This window comes from Gemmobacter sp. 24YEA27 (genome assembly GCF_030052995.1).
Taxonomy (GTDB): domain Bacteria; phylum Pseudomonadota; class Alphaproteobacteria; order Rhodobacterales; family Rhodobacteraceae; genus Pseudogemmobacter.
Map to the genome: position 1 here is coordinate 697,016 of NZ_JASJPW010000001.1, position 19,875 is coordinate 716,890.

At 62.7% G+C, this 19,875-nt stretch carries 17 protein-coding genes and 2 pseudogenes; 9 read left to right on the forward strand and 10 right to left on the reverse strand.

All coding sequences use genetic code 11. From position 1 onward, the window contains the following. Window positions 1-9: 9 nt before the first annotated feature. A complete protein-coding gene (locus QNO18_RS03505; protein ID WP_283176550.1) occupies window positions 10-174 on the reverse strand; it encodes a hypothetical protein in 165 nt (54 codons plus the stop codon). Between the two features lie 262 nt (window positions 175-436). Here QNO18_RS03505 and QNO18_RS03510 point away from each other — a divergent pair, with 262 nt between their 5' ends. Together QNO18_RS03510 and QNO18_RS03515 are read left to right on the forward strand one after the other, a co-directional pair. Next, the gene (locus QNO18_RS03510) at window positions 437-709 is read left to right on the forward strand and encodes a hypothetical protein (protein ID WP_283176551.1); all 273 of its coding nucleotides are present in this window, start codon (window positions 437-439) and stop codon (window positions 707-709) included. Window positions 710-753: 44 nt separating this feature from the next. Further along, window positions 754-1,143 carry a TadE family protein gene (locus QNO18_RS03515; RefSeq protein WP_283176552.1) on the forward strand — a complete coding sequence of 130 codons (390 nt, stop codon included), beginning with the start codon at window positions 754-756 and terminating at the stop codon, window positions 1,141-1,143. Window positions 1,144-1,170: 27 nt separating this feature from the next. Here QNO18_RS03515 and QNO18_RS25590 read toward each other — a convergent pair whose 3' ends face one another. Then, window positions 1,171-1,458, reverse strand: coding sequence for a hypothetical protein (locus tag QNO18_RS25590; protein WP_349293831.1), 288 nt, complete (start codon window positions 1,456-1,458; stop codon window positions 1,171-1,173). A 65-nt stretch (window positions 1,459-1,523) separates the two neighbouring features. After that, complete coding sequence (hutF, locus tag QNO18_RS03520; protein WP_349293832.1) at window positions 1,524-2,504, reverse strand: formimidoylglutamate deiminase; 981 nt, start codon at window positions 2,502-2,504, stop codon at window positions 1,524-1,526. A gap of 153 nt (window positions 2,505-2,657) precedes the next feature. Between hutF and hutI the strand changes: the two genes are divergently transcribed. The 5 genes from hutI to QNO18_RS03545 are packed head-to-tail and all read left to right on the forward strand — an operon-like array spanning window position 2,658 to window position 8,426. Then, window positions 2,658-3,827, forward strand: a complete 1,170-nt coding sequence (hutI, locus tag QNO18_RS03525; protein WP_349293881.1) for an imidazolonepropionase — start codon at window positions 2,658-2,660, stop codon at window positions 3,825-3,827. Beyond that, entirely contained in the window at window positions 3,824-5,368 is a 1,545-nt protein-coding gene (hutH, locus tag QNO18_RS03530; RefSeq protein ID WP_283176554.1) for a histidine ammonia-lyase, read from the forward strand. The genes hutI and hutH overlap by 4 nt, the downstream gene beginning before the upstream one ends. Beyond that, window positions 5,368-6,168, forward strand: coding sequence for an N-formylglutamate deformylase (gene hutG, locus QNO18_RS03535; RefSeq protein ID WP_283176555.1), 801 nt, complete (start codon window positions 5,368-5,370; stop codon window positions 6,166-6,168). The genes hutH and hutG overlap by 1 nt, the downstream gene beginning before the upstream one ends. Window positions 6,169-6,180: 12 nt before the next feature. After that, entirely contained in the window at window positions 6,181-7,875 is a 1,695-nt protein-coding gene (hutU, locus tag QNO18_RS03540) for a urocanate hydratase (RefSeq protein WP_283176556.1), read from the forward strand. Then, the gene (locus tag QNO18_RS03545) at window positions 7,872-8,426 is read left to right on the forward strand and encodes a HutD family protein (RefSeq protein WP_283176557.1); all 555 of its coding nucleotides are present in this window, start codon (window positions 7,872-7,874) and stop codon (window positions 8,424-8,426) included. Before hutU ends, QNO18_RS03545 begins: the two co-directional genes overlap by 4 nt. On the opposite strand, the gene QNO18_RS03550 is transcribed toward QNO18_RS03545, so the two are convergent. The 3 genes from QNO18_RS03550 to QNO18_RS03560 all read right to left on the reverse strand — a co-directional run bounded on the left by QNO18_RS03550 (window position 8,387) and on the right by QNO18_RS03560 (window position 11,950). Further along, window positions 8,387-9,127, reverse strand: coding sequence for a UTRA domain-containing protein (locus QNO18_RS03550; protein WP_283176558.1), 741 nt, complete (start codon window positions 9,125-9,127; stop codon window positions 8,387-8,389). The two genes, QNO18_RS03545 and QNO18_RS03550, sit on opposite strands and share 40 nt — an antisense overlap. A gap of 67 nt (window positions 9,128-9,194) precedes the next feature. Beyond that, window positions 9,195-10,919 carry a hypothetical protein gene (locus tag QNO18_RS03555; protein WP_283176559.1) on the reverse strand — a complete coding sequence of 575 codons (1,725 nt, stop codon included), beginning with the start codon at window positions 10,917-10,919 and terminating at the stop codon, window positions 9,195-9,197. After that, window positions 10,919-11,950, reverse strand: coding sequence for a Gfo/Idh/MocA family oxidoreductase (locus QNO18_RS03560; RefSeq protein WP_283176560.1), 1,032 nt, complete (start codon window positions 11,948-11,950; stop codon window positions 10,919-10,921). The genes QNO18_RS03555 and QNO18_RS03560 overlap by 1 nt, the downstream gene beginning before the upstream one ends. 163 nt (window positions 11,951-12,113) lie before the next feature. Here QNO18_RS03560 and kdsA point away from each other — a divergent pair, with 163 nt between their 5' ends. Beyond that, a complete protein-coding gene (kdsA, locus tag QNO18_RS03565; RefSeq protein WP_283176561.1) occupies window positions 12,114-12,941 on the forward strand; it encodes a 3-deoxy-8-phosphooctulonate synthase in 828 nt (275 codons plus the stop codon). An 11-nt stretch (window positions 12,942-12,952) separates the two neighbouring features. Continuing rightward, window positions 12,953-13,736, forward strand: a pseudogene (locus QNO18_RS03570) (manno-octulosonate cytidylyltransferase). A gap of 65 nt (window positions 13,737-13,801) precedes the next feature. Here the strand turns inward: QNO18_RS03570 and leuB are convergent. From leuB to QNO18_RS03590, 4 genes and pseudogenes are all read right to left on the reverse strand, one after another. Beyond that, a pseudogene (leuB, locus tag QNO18_RS03575) lies at window positions 13,802-14,907 on the reverse strand (3-isopropylmalate dehydrogenase). Window positions 14,908-14,975: 68 nt separating this feature from the next. Further along, window positions 14,976-17,690 (reverse strand): methionine synthase, encoded by a 2,715-nt coding sequence (gene metH / locus QNO18_RS03580; protein WP_283176562.1) that lies wholly within the window; start codon window positions 17,688-17,690, stop codon window positions 14,976-14,978. After that, window positions 17,687-18,727 carry a homocysteine S-methyltransferase family protein gene (locus tag QNO18_RS03585; protein WP_283176563.1) on the reverse strand — a complete coding sequence of 347 codons (1,041 nt, stop codon included), beginning with the start codon at window positions 18,725-18,727 and terminating at the stop codon, window positions 17,687-17,689. The genes metH and QNO18_RS03585 overlap by 4 nt, the downstream gene beginning before the upstream one ends. A gap of 99 nt (window positions 18,728-18,826) precedes the next feature. Beyond that, the gene (locus tag QNO18_RS03590; RefSeq protein ID WP_283178736.1) at window positions 18,827-19,873 is read right to left on the reverse strand and encodes a flagellar basal body P-ring protein FlgI; all 1,047 of its coding nucleotides are present in this window, start codon (window positions 19,871-19,873) and stop codon (window positions 18,827-18,829) included. Window positions 19,874-19,875: the final 2 nt, after the last annotated feature.

Sequence of the window (19,875 nt, forward strand, 5' to 3'; positions counted from 1 at the left end):
ACCAGGTGCTCACAGCGCTTGGCGCCCTTCTTGCCTGACTGCCTTTTCCCGGGTGCGGCCACCGTCTGAAAAGAGATCACCGATCTGATTGTCGTCGGGGATATGTCTGTGGACTGCAGCAAAGGTTTTGTGCTGTTTTCCCGCCTTTGCTTTTATCAGTGATGCCTCAGACATCGCCAGAACCTCCTTTTTGCGATCCGCAAAAACAGGGGCATTGTCGAGGCGGGCCTCGTCCTATTCCCCAGGCGACCGGGCCATCGGGCGCCCTTTTCCTGCGTGTTACAGCCGACTGAAGCGACCTTAAGCCAAACATCTTTCAAAAAAGTTGACACATTTTTTGCCGGACCCGGCCATCAATGACCCTGGCGGCGTTGAGACTCTGTAAAGCTGTGCTGCGCAGAATGGCGGCAGTCCGGGGTGCGGAAAAGCGAGTCCGATGTTGCCTTTCATTTCAGGAAATCGGCCGGTCGACCACCTGACAGTGCTGGCCCGCTTTGTCGCGCGTGCCCAGGATGTCGGTTCGGTCTGGTCCGGCAGGCTGACCCCGAATGTTTCCGGGGCGCAACTCCTGACGCCGGAAAGGCCCGGCGCGGTGGTTTTCCCGTCAGACCTGTCGATTGCCGAAGCCCGCCTGCCATCAACGCGCTGTCTTATTATCGCTGCCCCAAAAGCCTTGATCGCGCTGGCAATTCCTGGTGTCATGCCATGACCGGGCGCCGGTTGCAGAGGTTTCTCCTCCGCTCAGATGCCGCTGTGACGGCGGAATTCGTGATCATCTTCCCGCTCGTGCTGGCGCTGATTTTCCTTATCGTCTTTATCAGCATGTATATTTCCGCAGCCAGCGATCTTCAGCAGGTCGTGCATGAACTTGCCCGCTATTCCTACCGCTTTGCGGGCCGACCCGAAGCGAGCCAGCTCTGCGCGACCCTTGAACGCGACGCCGTCCCGGTTCTCGTCAATGCCAGCCTGCTATTGCATCCCGAGAATTTCACGCTGATCTCGTGCAGTCCGCCTCAGGGTCCGGACAGGATTATTGTTATCACAGCCAGCTATGATTTCGCCGGCAGTTTCGTGCAATCCGCAGGCCGGACACTGGGTCTGAGCATCGGAACGATCACCCGGCAGTCTCTGTTCATCCCGTGACCCGCTTCGCAGCAGCCTGTGACAGGGTCAGTCCAATACCGCGCGCAGCGCCGATGCATATGCCGCTGCAACGGGAGCGCGCAAAACATGTTCCCCGCCCTGCACCACATGAGCCCCAAAGGCCCAGACATCGGCGACCCTCAGGTCCCGGCCAAAGATCCAGCGATCAACGATCTGCCCGGTGGCAAAATCCGGCCCCAGCGGATCGGTCAGGGCCACAAGATCCGCATCTGCACCCGGTGCGATCTGCGGCTCCGGAACTGACAGGGCCTGCGCCCCGCCCTTTGCTGCCGCCGCAAACAGGGCAGTCCCCACAGAGCCGCCAGCGGTCATAACGTTGCGTGCCCGCGTGGCCAGTCTTTGCGAATATTCCAGCTGTTTCAGCTCCCCCGCGACAGTGATCTCGACATTGCTGTCAGTGCCGATCCCCCAGGCTCCCCCGCAGTCAGATAGTCCGATCCCGGAAAGATCCCATCGCCCAGATTGGCCTCGGTCAGCGGGCAAAGGCCAACAACCGCACCCGAAGCCGCAATCGCCCTGGTCTCGGCCCTGGTCAGATGTGTCGCATGAATAAGGCACCACGAGGGATCAACCGGCGCCTGTGCCAGCAGATATTCCACCGGGCGCGCGCCGCAAAAGCCAAGGCAATCCTCAACTTCCTTCACCTGTTCGGCGATATGGATATGGAAGGGGCGATCCGGAAAGTCAGCCGCCAGCCGCCGGATTTCAGCCATGCTCGCCGCGCGCAGGCTATGCGGCGCGATCCCCACCCGATCCTGCTCGCGTCTCAGGGGGGCGCAATGTTCAACCAGCCGCGCGAAAGCGTCATAGCTGTGCAGAAAGCGCCGTTGCCCCTCTCCCGCCGGGGTCGGGCCAAAGCCACCATGCGCATAGAAGACCGGCAGATGGGTCAGCGCAATGCCGGTATCCCGTGCCGCCGCGAAGATCCGGCCCGACATCTCGGCCGGATCAGCATAGGGGCGGCCATCCGGCGCATGATGCAGGTAGTGGAACTCTCCCAGCCTTGTATAGCCCGCCTCGAGCATCTCGACACAGGCCATGGCTGCGATGGCCTGCATCTGATCCGGTGTCAGGCTGAGGGCGAAGCGGTAAATCATCTCGCGCCAGGTCCAGAAACTGTCCGGACCTGCGCCCCGAAATTCCGTTAACCCCGAAAACCCACGCTGAAACGCATGGCTGTGGAGGTTGGGCATCCCGGGCACCAGAATTTCAGCACAGTGATCGCCTGGCCGCGCCGTCACCTGGCTTTCGACCGATACGATCCGCCCTGCCGCTGTCGTCAGCCGGACATCATCGGCCCAGCCGCCCGGCAGCAATGCCTGTTTTGCATGGATCGCCATTCACCCCTCCAGCCCGGTCCGAGAATCCGCTTCCCTTCTTATCTCTTTATGTATATACCTGAAAGAGATCCAGGGGAAGGGAAAAGCCCATAACGGCCCCGCCCTTTGCACAGGGAGACACAGATGGGTGCCACGCTCTACACCAATGCGCGGATCGTCACCTGCGACGGCGAGGTTGCGCGCGACCCTGAACCCGGCGCGCTTGAGCTGGAAGTGACCGGCACCCGCATCACCGCGCTTGGCCGGGGGCTGCCGCGTGACGGGCGGCGGATCGTCGATTGTGGCGGGCGGCTGATGACGCCGGCGCCGATTGACTGCCACACACATCTGGTCTTCGGCGGCGACCGCGCCAATGAATTCGAGATGCGGCTCGACGGGGTTCCTTACGAGGAGATCGCGCGTCAGGGCGGCGGGATCAAAGCCTCGATGGTGGCCACCCGCGCCCTGTCCGTCGATGCGCTGGTCACGGCCAGCCTGCCGCGCCTTGATCATCTGCTGGCCGAAGGGGTCTCAACTGTCGAGATCAAATCCGGCTATGGCCTGTCGGTCGGGGCCGAGCTGAACATGCTGCGTGCCGCGCGGCGGCTGGGGCAGACCCGGCCGGTGCGGATCAGGACGACCTGGCTCGCCGCCCATGCCCTTCCGCCCGAATATGCGGGCAGGGCCGGTGCCTATATCGACGAGGTCGCGATTGCCGGGCTTAAGGCCGCCTGTGCCGAAGGGCTGGTCGATGCCGTTGACGCCTTTTGCGAGGGCATTGCCTTCAACACGGCCGAGCTGGAGCCGCTTTTTGATGCAGCCCGCGCCCTCGGTCTGCCGGTAAAGATTCATTCGGAACAGCTCAGCCATCAGGGCGGCACCGCTTTGGCCGCGCGCTATAATGCCCTTTCCGCCGACCATCTGGAACATGCGACGGCGGCAGATGCGCGGCTTATGGCGGAAGCGGGCATGGTGGCCACCTTGCTGCCGGGTGCCTTTTACATGTTGCGCGAAACGGTGATGCCGCCAGTCCAGGCCTTTCGCGACCATGGCGTCCCGATGGCGCTTTCGACTGATTGCAATCCGGGCACTTCACCGCTGACCTCGATCCTTATGGTGATGAATATGGGCGCGACGCTCTTTCGCCTTACCGTCGCCGAATGCCTGCTGGCGGTGACCGCCAATGCCGCAAGCGCGCTTGGTCTGAGCGCCGAGACCGGGCGCCTCAGACCCGGGCTTTCCGCCGATCTGGCGCTTTGGGATGTCACGCGCCCTGCGCAGCTGGTGGCGCGGATCGGCTTTAACCCGCTTCACGCCCGCATCTTCCAGGGAGACCTGCAATGACCGAGACCCTCATCCCCCAAAGCCTGATCCCGGGCGCGGTGCCGCTCTCCCTCCTGCGCCGGATCTGGTGGGACGGGATCACCCCCGGTCTTGATCCGGTCGCAGATGCCGGCATCAAACGCGCAGCGGCGCGGATCGCCGAAGTCGCCAACGGCAATGAGGCGGTCTACGGCGTCAATACGGGCTTTGGCAAACTGGCCTCGATCCGCATTGAGGCCCGCGACGTCGCCACGCTGCAAAGGAACCTGATCCTGTCGCATTGCTGTGGGGTGGGCGCGCCTCTGACCGAGCCCGTGGTGCGGCTGATCATGACGCTGAAACTGATGTCGCTGGGGCGCGGAGCCTCGGGCACGCGACCCGAGGTTGTGGCGCTTTTGGGCGCTATGCTGGCTGAAAACGTAATCCCGGTGATCCCTGAAAAGGGTTCGGTCGGGGCCTCGGGCGATCTGGCTCCGCTGGCGCATATGGCTGCGGTAATGATCGGTGAGGGTGAGGCGTTTTACCAGGGCACCCGCCTTTCGGGCGCCGAGGCCCTCGCACGCGCCGGGCTGAAACCGGTGACGCTTGCCGCGAAAGAGGGGCTCGCGCTGATCAACGGCACGCAAGTCTCGACCGCGCTTGCGCTGGCGGGGCTCTTCCGGGCCGAGCGCGCGCTGCGGGCCGCGATCATCACCGGCGCCCTGTCGACCGATGCCGCGATGGGATCGACCGCGCCCTTTGCCGCAGAAATCCACACCCTGCGCGGCCATCAGGGCCAGATCGATGTCGCCCGCGCTCTGCGCGAATTGCTTGAGGGCAGTCAGATCCGCAACAGCCATGTCGAGGGGGATGAACGGGTTCAGGACCCCTATTGCATCCGCTGCCACCCCCAGGTCGCGGGCGCCGCGCTAGACGTGCTGCGTCAGGCGGCGCGGACGCTTGAGATCGAGGCCAATGCCGCCACCGACAACCCGCTGATCCTCTCGGATGGCCAGGTGGTCTCTGGCGGCAATTTCCATGCCGAGCCGGTGGCCTTTGCCGCCGATATGATCGCGCTGACTGTGGCCGAGATCGGTGCAATCGCGCAGCGCCGCGTCGCGCTGCTGGTTGACCCCGCGCTGTCTTACGGGCTGCCAGGCTTTCTGACACCGAAGCCGGGGCTGAATTCCGGCATGATGATCGCCGAAGTCACAACCGCCGCTTTGATGAGCGAAAACAAGCAGATGGCACATCCGGCGAGCGTGGACAGCACCCCCACCTCCGCCAATCAGGAGGATCACGTCTCGATGGCCTGCCACGGCGCCCGCAGGTTGCTCGCCATGACGCAGAACCTGTTCTGGATCATCGGCACCGAGGCGATGATCGCGGCCCAGGGCGTGCATCTGCGCGGCCCGCTGAAATCCTCGCCCCGGCTTGAAGCCGCAATCGAGGCGATCCGGGCGCGCATTCCGGTGCTTGAAACCGACCGTTTCATGGGAACCGACATGGAGGCGGCGGGCGAGCTGATCGCCACCGGCGCGCTCGACCTCGCCGGGGCCGGCCTCTTGCCGGAGGTGGGCTGATGGACCCGTTCACCCTCCGGCAGGGCAACAGTCCGATCATTCTTGGCTTTCCCCATGCCGGGTTTTCCTACCCGCATGAGGTTGTTCAGCGCCTGAATGACGAGGGTCGGCGCAGCCGCGATACCGACTGGCATATTCAGCATCTCTATTCTGATCTGATCCCGGGCCTGACCACGATCACCGGCAATCATTCGCGCTATGTGATCGATCTGAACCGTGATCCTGAGGGCAACAGCCTCTATCCCGGCCAGACCACGACGGGGCTTATCCCGGAGACCACCTTTGACAACACCCCGATCTGGCGCGAAGGGGCCGGTCCGACTGCCACCGACATCGCCCATTGGCTGGAAACCGTGCATCGCCCCTATCACGCAGCACTTCAGGCTGAAATCGACCGGGTGAAGGCGCTGCATGGCGTGGCGATTGTCTATGACTGCCACTCGATCCGCTCGCAAATCCCCTGGCTATTCGAGGGCGTTCTGCCCGATCTGAACATCGGCACCGATGGCGGCGTGACCTGTGCGCCGGAATTTGAGGCGGCGGTGGTCGATATCGCCCGGGCCTCTGGCCATTCCTGGGTGCTGAACGGGCGCTTTCGCGGCGGCTGGACCACACGCCATTATGGCAAGCCCGCGTCAGGCGTTCACACGATCCAGATGGAACTGGCGCAAAGCAGCTATCTCGCGACCGAAACGCTCCCCTTCGCAACGGATCCGCAGAAAGCCATCCATTTGCGTCTCACCCTGGCGCAAATACTCAAAAAACTTGCCGAACTCGCGCCCGCTTTGGCCAATCGCTGAGAGGTTCCCGCCATGACCATGACCCGCCATAACACCCGCGACATCTACCCCCCGACCGGGCCGGAGATCAGCTGCAAGACCTGGGGCGCCGAAGCCGCGCTGCGCATGCTGATGAACAACCTGCATCCCGATGTGGCCGAGAACCCGCATGAGCTGGTGGTCTATGGCGGCATCGGGCGGGCGGCCCGCAGCTGGGAGGATTTCGACCTGATCGTCGACGCACTGCGCGATCTGGAAGCGGATGAGACGCTGCTTGTGCAATCCGGCAAGCCGGTTTCCATCATCCGCACCCATACAGACGCACCGCGCGTGCTGATCGCGAATTCCAACCTCGTCCCCCGCTGGGCCACCTGGGAGCATTTCAACGAGCTCGATCGCAAGGGCCTGATGATGTATGGCCAGATGACGGCCGGATCCTGGATCTATATCGGCGCGCAGGGCATCGTTCAGGGCACCTATGAGACCTTTGCCGAGATGGGGCGCCAGCATTACAATGGCGATCTGACCGGCAAATGGGTGCTGACCGGCGGGCTTGGCGGTATGGGCGGCGCGCAGCCGCTGGCGGCGGTTTTCGCAGGCGCCTCCTGCCTTGCGGTCGAGGTCGATGAGACCCGGATCGATTTCCGCATCCGCACGAAATATGTCGATGCGAAAGCGCGGACGCTGGACGAGGCGCTGGCCCTGATCGCGGATTGGACCGCAAAGGGCGAGGCGAAATCGGTGGGTCTTCTGGGCAATGCCGCCGAGATCTTCCCCGAACTGCTGCGCCGCCAGCTGGCCGGTGAGGCGCTGCCGAATGGTGGCCCTGATATCGTGACCGACCAGACTTCGGCCCATGACCCAGTACATGGCTATTGCCCCGCCGGCTGGAGTGTTGGCGAATGGCGCGCGCGGCAGGAAAGCGATCCGGCTGGCGTCGGGCGCGCCGCGCGGGCCTCGATGCGGGCGCATGTCGAGGCGATGACCGGTTTTCATGATGCCGGTGTGCCCACGGTCGACTATGGCAATAATATCAGGCAGATGGCCAAAGAAGAAGGTTTTGAACGTGCCTTCGCCTTCCCCGGTTTCGTCCCCGCCTGTATCAGGCCTTTGTTCTGCGAAGGCATTGGCCCCTTCCGCTGGGCGGCGCTTTCGGGCGACCCTGAGGATATCGCGAAAACCGATGCGGCGATGAAGCGCCTCTTCCCCGAGAACACGCACCTGCATCGCTGGCTGGATATGGCCTATGAGCGGATCGCGTTTCAGGGCCTCCCCGCCCGGATCTGCTGGATCGGCCTTGGCGACCGGCATCGCGCAGGGCTGATGTTCAACGAAATGGTGGCAAGAGGTGAGCTGAAGGCGCCCATCGTGATCGGGCGCGACCATCTTGACAGCGGCTCGGTCGCGAGCCCCAATCGCGAGACAGAAGGCATGATGGATGGCTCAGACGCCGTCTCGGACTGGCCGCTGCTGAACGCGCTCACGAATACCGCTTCGGGCGCGACCTGGGTGTCGATCCACCACGGCGGTGGTGTGGGAATGGGGTTCAGCCAGCATGCCGGCGTGGTCATCGTCGCCGATGGCACGCCCGAGGCTGCAAAACGACTGGAACGCGTGTTGTGGAATGATCCGGCCTCAGGTGTGATGCGCCATGCCGATGCGGGGTATGAGCTGGCGAAAGACTGCGCCCGCCTGCATGGTCTGCGCCTGCCGGGCATATTGAAGTGAGGGGCATCTACCCCGCTGAAGGCCGAAGCTTCCGGCCCTGGAAGAACGGCGGCGGGCAGACGGCGGAGATCGCCATTTCGCCGGTTTCCGCCGGGTCAGAGACGTTTATCTGGCGCGTCTCCACCGCCTGGGTGGCATCTGACGGTCCGTTTTCCGAATTTCCCGGCATCGACCGCGTGCTCACGGTGATCGAAGGCGGGCCGATGGTGCTTGCCACCCCGCAAGGCGACCATCGGCTTGACCAGACCAGCCAGCCCTTTGCGTTTTCAGGCGAGGCCCCGGTCTCGGCACGGCTGATCGGGCCGGCATTGCTGGATTTCAACGTCATGTGCCGTCGCCCCTTGCAGGCCGAGGTCAGCAAGGGCACGCTGCCGGAAGAACATGACTTCGACCTTGCCCTGCTGCTGGCACCCGGTGGCGGATTGCAACGGCTTGATCTTGTGGATTTCACGCAGCAGCCGGGTCTTATCCGCTCCCTGTCCGGAACCCTGGCCATCGCGGTCCGCTTTACTCAGGCAGGACGGGAGTCTTCGGCGCGCGGCTCGAACTGAGCCATCAGCTGGTGGCGCTCTCCGGGGTAACTTTGCCGCACCAGCGTCACCCATTGACCAGAAAGCTCCGTCCGCCGCGTCAGCTCCAGACAGGCCTCGCCCAAAGGCAGGCGCAGATCCCGCGCCAGCGCTTCGGACGCATTGACCGCCCGGATCCGGTTTTCCGCCGAGGTCCAGGGAATTTCCACCCGCAGCCAGTGGCCCGGCGCCTCATGGCTGAAATCCTGGTCCAGCGCGGCCGGGGCGGCTGCGGGATTGATGATCCGCTCTTCGAGGCAAAAGGGCAGATCGCCTGCGAAATGCAGCCCGCGCAGTGCCAGAACCGGCGCCGCAGCGTCAGAAATCCGCGCTTCACGCATCTCGCCTTCCACCGCAGGGCGCAGCGCCCGTGACATCAGCTGGAACCGCCAGGCCAGGCCGAGCGCCCGCACTTCGGCCTCGATATCGGTGATCTCCATCACCGCCGATTGCGCGCGCGGCTGCGCGACAAAGGTGCCCAGCTTGCGCCGCCGCACCAGATAGCCTTCGCGCGTCAGCTGCGTCAGCACCTTGTTCATCGTCATCCGCGAGACGCCATGCGCCTCGGCGAGATCGGTCTCGAACGGCAGCTGAAAGCCCGGCGGCCATTCCTGGCTGACGATGAAACCATGAAATTTCGTCAGCAGCGTCTCATGCAGACTGCGTGCTTTCTCTGGCTTCATCGGGGGACTGTCCATTGGGCGCATGACCCTTCTTAGGCAGAGACGGCGCGCGCGTCCATGGTGCCGCTTATGCCGGCATCACGACCCAGCCAAAGGGCGGCAGATCGCCGGTCTGAAGAGCGGTCAGATTGGCGCGGAAAAGCCGGGCGCCAAGCCGGAGCCGCGCCTCACCGCCCTCAATCTGTGCCGCAATGACCGGCTGCCCGGCGCTGGCCGCGAGTTCACGCAGCAATTGCGCAACCGGCCATGCCCCATCGCCCAGACCACGCGGGCCGAAGAGCGCCGCAGGGCTCCAGACCGCAGGCGCGAAAGGTGCGAGCGCCGTCGCCATGCCAAGGGTCCAGGCCGCGCCGAAGGCTGCGCGGTGGCGGGGGTCGTCATCGGTCATTGTCACGCGCCCGCCCTTCGGGTTCGGAATGGTGCGTGAACCATATGGGTTCTGCCGCATTGCAATCGTTGACGGTCCGATCCGGTATTCCGCCGCCCCGATGATCGCACGGGCCGAGCGCGCGATATGCGGCACGGCTTCCAGCGTCTCCATCACTGCGAGATCGTCGGAGGCATGGACGGTCGGACAAAAGCCGTGGCTGATGAAATCGATCCCGGCAGGCGGGCGTTTGCGGTTCAGCTCGGGGAAGAAGCTCGCCATTCCGCCGCCACGTTTGATGCCGGGAAAGGTGCGGGCGGCGGCGGCATGGATCTCGTCCAGCGGCGGGCAATCGGGCCAGGCCGAACCCGGCGGCGTCGATTGGCGGTCAACCGAGGGGCAGACGAAAACCGACGCCACAGCCAGGCCCGATGCGCCAAGATCCCTGGCATGCGAGGTGAGTTCCGGCGCGGGATCACCGCGGAAGCGGCAGATCAGCTCCAGATCATAAAGCGCCGCGGGGTAAGCAACCTGCAAAGCGGCAAAAGCGGCGAGCTGACCTGAAACCGGTTCGGGGAGCGTCGCATCGACATGGGCGAGAACGCGTTGCGGCGCGACCAGAGCCAGCATCTGAGCAGCCTCGGGGTTGCGCGCCTCGTCCGGGGTCACGACCAGCGCCAGATCCGGGAAGACGGTGCCCGCCGGGATCACAACCGGTTTGGCTTTGACGGCATTGCCCGCGCCGCTCCAGCTGAGCGTGACCGACTGGCGCAGCGTATCTGCGCCGGTCAACTGATAGGGCCAGGGCAGGGCCAGCGGGCGGTTATAGGTCTTGTAAGAGGCATCGCCCCATTGGCGCTGATCCTCCATCTCGAACGTATCGCCCTCAAAAGCGCAGCTGATCGTCAGCCCATGCGCCTCATGTTCCAGATGGACGATGTCCATGAAGGGTTGCCAGGGTTCGATCAGATCGGGAAAGCGGCTTTCTTCCACCGACCCGTCGCTATGGGTGACGCGGGCCGGCGCTCCGGCAACTCCGGTGATCGGATGCAGCACGGTAAAACCGGTTCGATTCGTCTCGAACATGCCTGAAATTCGCGATTCAGCTGCAAAGGAGAGGCTGGTCGCGCCGATGGTCAGCGAAAGGCTCACATGCTGTTCCGCGCCGTTCGAGCGGAAGACCATCGGGAAACGAAACACCAGGTTGTCGCCAGTGGTCTCGCGCCCGACCACACCGATTTCCGGGCGCACGGTGCCCCAGTCACGGTCGCGCACCAGAAACGCGATCTGGCGAATGATTTCGGTGCCGCCGACGCGGATATGACGCAGAGCGCCATCCTGAAACCCGAGGCTGACATCGCCATGACGGATGATTTCCGCCTCCTCCACCGGCTCGGCAGTACCATAAAGCGCAAGGGCGCCCATCACAGGGTCCCCGGATCAACCGAGCGGCCTTCCGCGGCGGAAAGGTAAGCGGCCTCGACCAGGGCAAAGGTCTCAAGATTGTCAGCGCCCGAGGTTTCCGGCTGGCGCCCCTCCCGCAGGCAATCCACGAAATGCTGTTGGATGATCAGCACACTCTCCTGGATATTGTGCCAGGGGCGCTCGGCCCAGGGCAAAAGCGGCGGGCTGACATCCTGGGTCTGCGATCCGCCATCACGCTGGATCACCAGCTTGTATCCGGCATCAAGGCACAGGCTGCCTTCGGTCCCGTCAATCTCGATCAGGCTTTCGGGGAAGGTCTCGGGGAGCCGTTTCGTCGCGTAGGAACAATCCACCACCGAGGTCACGCCCGATTTGTGCAAAAGCTGCATCGTGGCGACATCCTCGCCTTTGATCTTCGGATTGACCCGCCGCGTGGTCGCCGTGACCCGCGCCACATCGCCGAACAAAGCCCGCGCGATGTCGAGGATATGGATCCCGAGATCTTCGATGATGAACCGTTCGCCCTCGGCCAGGTAAGGCTGGCCCGAGTACACGTCATAGCCGGACCGGAAGGAGACGCGGCCAAAAAAGGGCTCGCCGATCGCGCCCGCGCGCAACGCGTCGATCGTATGACGCACGGCGGATTGCCAGCGAAAATTCTCGTGGATCATCAGGGTTTTGCCGGTTTTGGACACCGCTGCGACCATGGCTTTCGCATCTGCGAGGGTTGGCGCGAAGGGCTTCTGGCAGATCACATGCACGCCGGCAGCCGCCGCCATTTCAACCAGTGCCCGATGTGAGCCCACCGTCGTCGCGATATCGGCCACATCGAAACCGCCATCGGCAAACAGCTCTGCCGCGTCCCTGTAACGGCGCGCGATCCCGAACTCCTCGCCTGCTGCCGCGAGCCGAACCGGGTCGCGGTCACAGATCGCCACGACCTCGACCCCTTCGATCCCCGACCAGGCAAACAACTGGTTCCGGGCAAAGAACCCGGCGCCGATCAGCGCGATCTTCAGCGTCTGGGTCATGGTGAGGCTCCTTCTGCAATGTAACTGGTATAATGAGGTAACATGCCTTTGTCACGCGGCAAGCGGTGGCCCGCTCTTGTACCCGCGCGGTCCAGGTCTATCTGGCAGTAAGACGGGATTTCATGCCATAATCCTGACGGATCGCAGCGCCGGAGAAGCACAGATGAGCCAGAACATTGTCACCATCGGCGATATTGCCATCGGCGGAAAGAACCCGATTGCGCTGATCTGCGGCCCCTGCCAGCTGGAAAGCCATGACCACGCGCGGATGATGGCCGAGAGGATCCTTGAGGCCTGCGCGCCCACGGGCACGAAATTCATCTTCAAGGCCAGCTATGACAAGGCAAACCGCTCTTCGCTGGGCGGCAAGCGCGGCCTCGGGATGGAAAAGGGGCTCGAGATCCTTGGGCTGATCCGCGACGAATTCGGCGTGCCGGTGCTGACCGATGTGCATGAGCCGGGCCATTGCGCGCCTGCGGCCGAGGTTTGCGATGTGCTGCAGATCCCGGCTTTTCTCAGCCGTCAGACCGATCTTTTGCTGGCGGCGGGCGCCACGGGCAAAGCCGTGAATATCAAGAAGGGCCAGTTCCTTGCGCCCTGGGATATGGACAATGTAGCAGTCAAGGTCGCCTCGACCGGCAATCGCAATATCATGCTCTGCGAGCGAGGGACGTCCTTTGGCTATAACACGCTGGTCACCGATTTTCGGGGCCTGCCGCGTATGGCCGAGACCGGCTGGCCGGTGATTTTCGACGCCACCCATTCGGTGCAGCAGCCGGGCGGGCAGGGGAATTCCTCGGGCGGACAGCGCGAATATGTGCCGGTTCTGGCGCGGGCGGCCTGTGCGGTCGGGGTCTCGGGCCTCTTTATCGAAACCCATCAGGACCCCGACAATGCGCCCTCGGACGGGCCGAATATGGTGCCTGTCGATCAGCTGAAAGACCTGATCGGCACCTTGCGCAGCTTTGACGCATTGGCCAAGGGCCTGTGAGGGAAGCCGCGATGGATACGGTCATCATCATCCCGGCCCGCTATGCCTCGACCCGCTACCCGGCCAAGCCGCTGGCGCTGTTGAAAGGCGCGAGCGGGGCAGGGCGCAGCCTGCTGGAACGCTCGGTCATAGCCGGGCGTCGCGCCGTCGAAGAGGCCGGCGGCGGAATCGGGCTTTATGTCGCAACCGACGATAGCCGCATTGCCGATGAGGCGCGGCGGATCGGGGCCGAGGTGATCATGACTTCGGAAACGCGCGCAACGGCACCGAGCGCGTTTCGCCACAGATTGTGGTGAATTTACAAGGCGATGCGCCACTGACGCCGCCGTCTTTCGTCACCGCGCTGATCCGCCATATGCGCGAGAAACCGACCACCGGCATCGCCACGCCGATCCTGCGCTGTGACGAAGACGCCGTGCGGAATTTCATCGCCGACCGCGCGGCGGGGCGCGTGGGCGCGACGACCGTGGTCGCAAACCGGCTCGGCCAGGCGCTCTATTTCTCGAAAGAGGTGATCCCCTTTACCAATGGCAAAGGTGTGGTCGATGGTCAGGTGCCGGTCTTCCACCATGTCGGGCTTTACGCCTATCGCCCCGCCGCACTGACCGCCTATGGTCAATGGGAGCCGGGCCACCTTGAGACGCTGGAAGGGCTGGAGCAGCTGCGTTTTCTGGAAAACGGCCATCCGGTCGATGTGGTCGAGGTATCGGCCCCGGTGCGAAATTCTGGGAGCTGAACAACCCTTCTGACGTGCCGCTGATCGAGGGCTATCTGAAGCAGATGGGCTGGGACTAAAGGCCCGAAGCAATTGTCCCCGGAGCCAATGGCTCCGGGGACAAATCAGGTGGGGACAAATCAGATCAGACCGAAGCGTTCAGCGCTGCGATGATCGCATCGCCCATTGCGGCGGTGCCGATGGGCGAGCCGCCCTCCGGGCCAAGAAGGTCAGCGGTGCGCAGCCCGTCGGCGAGCACTTTTTCAACCGCCTGTTCGACGCGGGTGGCCTCGTCGCCAAGATCAAAGCTGTAGCGCAGCGCCATCGCAAAGCTGAGGATACAGGCGATCGGATTCGCCTTGCCCTGGCCCGCAATATCGGGGCCGAGCCATGCACCGGCTCATACATCGCTTTCGGGCGGCCATTGGCCATCGGCGCGCCGAGGCTGGCCGAGGGCAACATGCCAAGCGAGCCGGTCAGCATCGCGGCCAGATCCGACAGAAGATCGCCGAACAGGTTGTCGGTCACGATCACGTCGAACTGTTTCGGCCAGCGGGTCAGCTGCATCGCGCCGGCATCGGCATACATATGGCTGAGTTCGACATCCTGGTAATCGCGCTGATGCACCTCGGTCACCACATCGCGCCACAGGATGCCGGATTCCATCACATTGGCCTTCTCCATCGAGCAGACCTTGTTGCCCCGGCGGCGCGCCAGTTCAAAAGCCGATTTCGCGACACGGGCGATTTCGCTCTCGGTATAGCGCTGCGTGTTGATGCCAACGCGCTCATTGCCCTCTTTGAAGATCCCGCGCGGCTCGCCGAAATAGACGCCCGAAGTCAGCTCGCGCACGATCATGATGTCGAGACCGGCAACCACATCGCGCTTCAGCGACGAGAAATCCGCCAGCGCGTCAAAGCACTGCGCCGGACGGAGGTTCGAAAACAGGTCCATCTCTTTGCGCAGCCGCAGCAGGCCCCGCTCGGGCTTTACGCTGAAATCGAGCTTGTCATATTTCGGGCCGCCCACCGCGCCGAGCAGAACCGCATCCACCTCCTGCGCCTTTGCCATGGTCGCGTCGGTCAGCGGCGTGCCATGCGCGTCATAAGCGCAGCCGCCCACCAGATCCTCCGAGACATCGAAATGGATGCCGCGGGCGGTGCCCATCCAGGAGATGACTTTTTTCACCTCATCCATGACTTCGGGGCCGATACCGTCACCGGCAAGGATCAGGAGGGAGGGGTTGGCCATCGGGGCGCTCCGTTTGAATGGGGTCGGCAGCGGGCTAGCCGATGCCTGACCCCTGGTCAAGGTCGGGCCTATTCCGCCGCCAGTTTTACGCCATTATCAGGGGTGTAATTCAGGATCGGCGCCAGCCAGCGTTCGGCCTCGGTAAGATCCATCCCCTTGCGGGCCGCGTAATCCAGCACCTGATCCCGCTCGACCCTGGCCACGCCGAAATAATAGCTGGACGGATGGCCGATATAGAAGCCAGACACCGACGAGCCCGGCCACATCGCCATGCTCTCGGTCAGCGTGACGCCAGTATTTTTTTCAGCATCCAGCAGACGGAAGAGGGTGAGCTTCTCGGTATGGTCGGGCTGCGCCGGATAGCCCGGGGCAGGGCGGATGCCGGCATAAGGCTCGCCGATCAGCTCATGCGGCTGGAAGGTCTCTGCCGCGCCGTATCCCCAATATTCCTTGCGCACCCGTTCATGCAGCATCTCGGCCATGGCTTCGGCATAGCGGTCAGCCAGCGCCTTGACCATGATCGAGCCGTAATCATCATTTGCCCGCTCATAGCGCGCGGCGATCTCTGCCTCTTCCGGGCCGGCCGTCACCACGAACCCGCCGACATAATCCGGCGTGCCGTCCGGGCCAACGAAATCCGAAAGCGCCACATTCGGACGCCCGTCCCGCTTGGTCGTCTGCTGACGCAGCGTGTGCAGCATAGCCAGGGTTTCGGCACGGTTTTCGCCTGTATAGAGACGAATATCGTCGCCGGTCGCATTGGCGGGCCAGAAGCCGATCACGGCGCGCGGGCGGAACCATTGCTCGGTAATGATGCGCTGCAGCATCGCCTGGGCATCTTCGAACAGCTGGCGCGCAGCCTCGCCCTGCTTTTCATCTTCGAGAATGCGCGGATAAACGCCTTTCAGCTCCCATGTCTGGAAGAAGGGGGTCCAGTCGATATAGCGCGCGATATCCGCGAGATCCCAGTCCTCAATCACCCGTGGGCCGGTAAATTGCGGGGCAGGGGGCGCATAGCCCTCCCAGTCGATTTTCAGCGCATTGGCGCGGGCGGCTTCCAGTGGCAGACGTTTTTTCGCCAGCTCGGCGCGTTCATGACGCTCGGCCACCTCGACATATTCGGCCTGGATCGACGCGATATAGGGCTCTTTCTGCGTTTCACTCAGCAGCTGGCTGACCACGCCCACCGCGCGGCTGGCATCCAGCACATAGATCGCCTGGCCCTTATGGTAGCGCGGCGCGATTTTCACCGCCGTATGCACCTTGGACGTCGTCGCGCCGCCGATCAGCAGCGGAATGTTGAATCCTTCACGCTCCATCTCGGAGGCCAGATGCACCATTTCGTCAAGGCTGGGGGTGATCAGGCCGGAAAGCCCAATCACATCAACCTGTTGTTCGCGCGCGATCTCAAGGATCTTCTGCGGCGGCACCATCACGCCCAGATCAATGATCTCGTAATTGTTGCAGGCCAGCACGACACCGACGATGTTCTTGCCGATGTCATGCACATCGCCTTTCACCGTCGCCATCAGCACCCGGCCGGCAGAACGGCGCATCTCGCCGCCCTGCGCCGCCTTTTCCTCTTCCATATAAGGCAGCAGCACGGCGACCGCCTGTTTCATCACCCGTGCCGATTTCACCACCTGGGGCAGGAACATCTTGCCGGCGCCGAACAGGTCACCGACGACATTCATCCCCGCCATCAGCGGGCCCTCGATCACATGCAACGGGCGGGTGGCCTGCTGGCGCGCAACCTCGGTATCCTCTTCGATGAATTCGGTGATGCCATTCACCAGCGCATGTTCGAGACGTTTTTCCACCGGCCAGTCGCGCCATTGCAGATCGCGGACCTTTTCCTCACGCGCACCACCGCGGTACCTTTCCGCGATTTCCAGCATCCGTTCGGTCGCATCGTCACGGCGGTTGAGGACGACATCCTCGCAGGCCTCGCGCAGCTCGGGCTCGATCTGGTCATAAACGGCGAGCTGGCCCGCATTGACGATGCCCATATCCATCCCGGCCTGAATGGCATGGTAGAGAAAGACGCAATGCATGGCCTCGCGCACAGGTTCATTGCCGCGGAAGCTGAAGGAAAGGTTCGAAACGCCGCCCGAGATGTGACAATGCGGCAGGTTCTGGCGGATCCAGCGCGTCGCCTCGATAAAATCGACGCCGTAATTATTGTGTTCCTCGATGCCGGTCGCGACCGCGAAAACGTTCGGGTCAAAGATGATATCTTCCGGCGGAAAGCCGATTTCCTCGGTCAGGATGCGGTAGGCCCGGGCGCAGATCTCGGTCTTGCGCTGGAACGTGTCGGCCTGGCCAGTCTCGTCAAAGGCCATGACCACCACTGCCGCGCCGTAAGCCAGGCACAGACCGGCATGGTGGCGGAACTGAGCCTCACCCTCTTTCAGGCTGATCGAATTGACGATCGGCTTGCCCTGAACGCATTTCAGCCCGGCCTCGATCACCTCCCATTTCGAGCTGTCGATCATCACCGGCACGCGGGCGATGTCGGGCTCGGACGCGACGAGGTTGAGGAATTCGACCATCGCGGACTTACTGTCGATCAGCCCTTCATCCATGTTGATGTCGATGATCTGGGCGCCGTTTTCCACCTGATCACGCGCCACGTCCAGCGCAGCGGCATAGTCGCGATTGGTGATCAGCTTGCGAAATTTGGCCGAACCGGTGACGTTGGTGCGCTCTCCAACATTCACAAACGGGATGTCGGGCGTGAGGATGAAGGGTTCCAGCCCCGAGAGACGAAGATAGCGGCTCATTTTTTGATCTCGCGCGGTTTATGGGGGCGGACAGCTTCTGCAATGGCCTGGATATGGCCGGGCGTGGTGCCGCAGCACCCGCCAACCACATTGACCAGCCCGTCGCGGGCAAAGGTCGCCACCTGGGCAGCGGTCTCCTCGGGCCCCTCGTCATATTGACCAAAGGCATTGGGCAAGCCGGCATTCGGATAGGCGCAGGTGAAGGTTTCCGCCACAGCAGAGAGCTCCGCCAGATGCGGACGCATCGCGCTCGCCCCGAGCGCACAGTTCAGCCCGATGGTTAAGGGTTTCGCGTGGCGCACCGAATGCCAGAAAGCCGTAGGGGTTTGCCCGGACAGGGTGCGGCCCGAAGCATCGGTTATGGTGCCCGAAATCATCACGGGCAGCCGGCTTCCATGTTCGGCAAAGGCGCTGAGACAGGCGAAGATCGCGGCTTTGGCGTTCAGAGTGTCAAAAATCGTTTCGATCAGAATGATATCGGCGCCGCCCCTGATCAGGCCCCGGATCTGTTGGGCATAGGCTTTGTGGAGGTCGTCGAAACTCACCGCGCGATAGCCCGGATTGTTGACGTCGGGGCTGATCGACGCCGTCCGGTTGGTCGGACCGACCGCACCGGCAACAAAGCGCGGCTTGCCGTCAATGGCTGTGGCGCGGTCCAGAGCGCGGCGGACAATGCGCGCGCCCTGGACGTTCAGATCGTCTACCGCTGCTTCCAAAGCATAATCGGCCTGCGCGATGGTCGTCGCCGAGAAAGTATTTGTCTCAACGATATCGGCACCAGCCATGGCATAATTGAAGTGGATCTCCTCGATGGCCTCCGGCTGGGTCAGGATCAGAAGATCGTTATTGCCCTTTTGCGGATGGTCGGAATGGTGCCGACAGGCACAACCTGAGCCATGGCCGGAATAGTCCTCTTCCGTCAGTCCAAGGCCCTGGATCTGGGTGCCCATCGCCCCATCGAGAATAAGAATCCGCTGCCTCGCTGCGGCTTCCAGGGCAGCGAGTGCCGGAGTGGGGGGAAGAATGAAGTTCTGCATGAATCCGGCGCTCCTGGTTCGCGCGGACCATATGAGACCAGATGCCTGTTGTGAAATTCATAATACCGGTTAATATTATGAGGAATTTCGAATATTATGCTACTGGATGACAAATTCTGCGTGCAACGCGCCAGCTGCATGGATGCTCTTGAGAATATCGATCATGTCATGTGGCTGAACACCCAGCGCGTTAAGACCGGAAATCACTTCGGACAGACTGGTATCGCCCGTGACTTCCGCCAGAGCGCTGCCTTCAGTGGTGATTTCAGCGTTGCTTCTGGGAACCACAATGGTTTCACCCTCGGCGAAAGGGTTGGGCTGGATTACGATAGGATACTCTTCCACACGCAAGGTGAGATTTCCCTGCGATACCGCAACACGGCTGATCCGAACATCGGCGCCAATCACGATTGTACCTGATCGCTGGTCGACCACCACCCTGGCCCTGGTCGCGGGGTCGATCCGCAGACTTTCAATCCTCGCTATGGCATGTGCCGGAGAACCACCACCGATACGGCTAAGATCAAGCGCAACCGTACCCCCGTCCAGCATTGTCGCCGAACGTGAGCCAAATTCCTGATTGATGGCCCGTTCAATTCTGGCGGCTGTTGTAAAATCTGCTGATTTCAGCGCAAGCCGCAAAACTGAAACCTGGTTGAAATCGAACGGAACCTCACGCTCTACCCGTGCGCCGGAGGGGATCGACCCCGCCGTTGGCACACCCTGGACAACCCGAGCGGCATCGCCTTCGGCAGAGATCCCACCTGCAATGATGGTTCCCTGAGCCACCGCATAGATCTGGCCGTCCGCCCCATTCAGAGGTGTCATCACAAGCGTTCCACCAAGCAGGCTTTTCGCATCACCAATGGCCGAAACCGTTATGTCAATCCGCGCCCCGGCCCGCGAAAACGGCGGCAGGGTTGCGGTTACGAAAACAGCCGCGACATTTTTCGGGCGCGATGCTTCACCGACGATGTTGACACCAAGCCTCTCCAGAAGATTTGCCATAATCTCTTCTGTGAACGGCGAATTCCGGATACCATCACCGGTGCCGTTCAGCCCCACAACAAGACCATATCCCACGAGATCATTGCCCCTGACCCCGTCGATTTCGACCAGGTCTTTGATACGGACCGGTTGCGCCATGG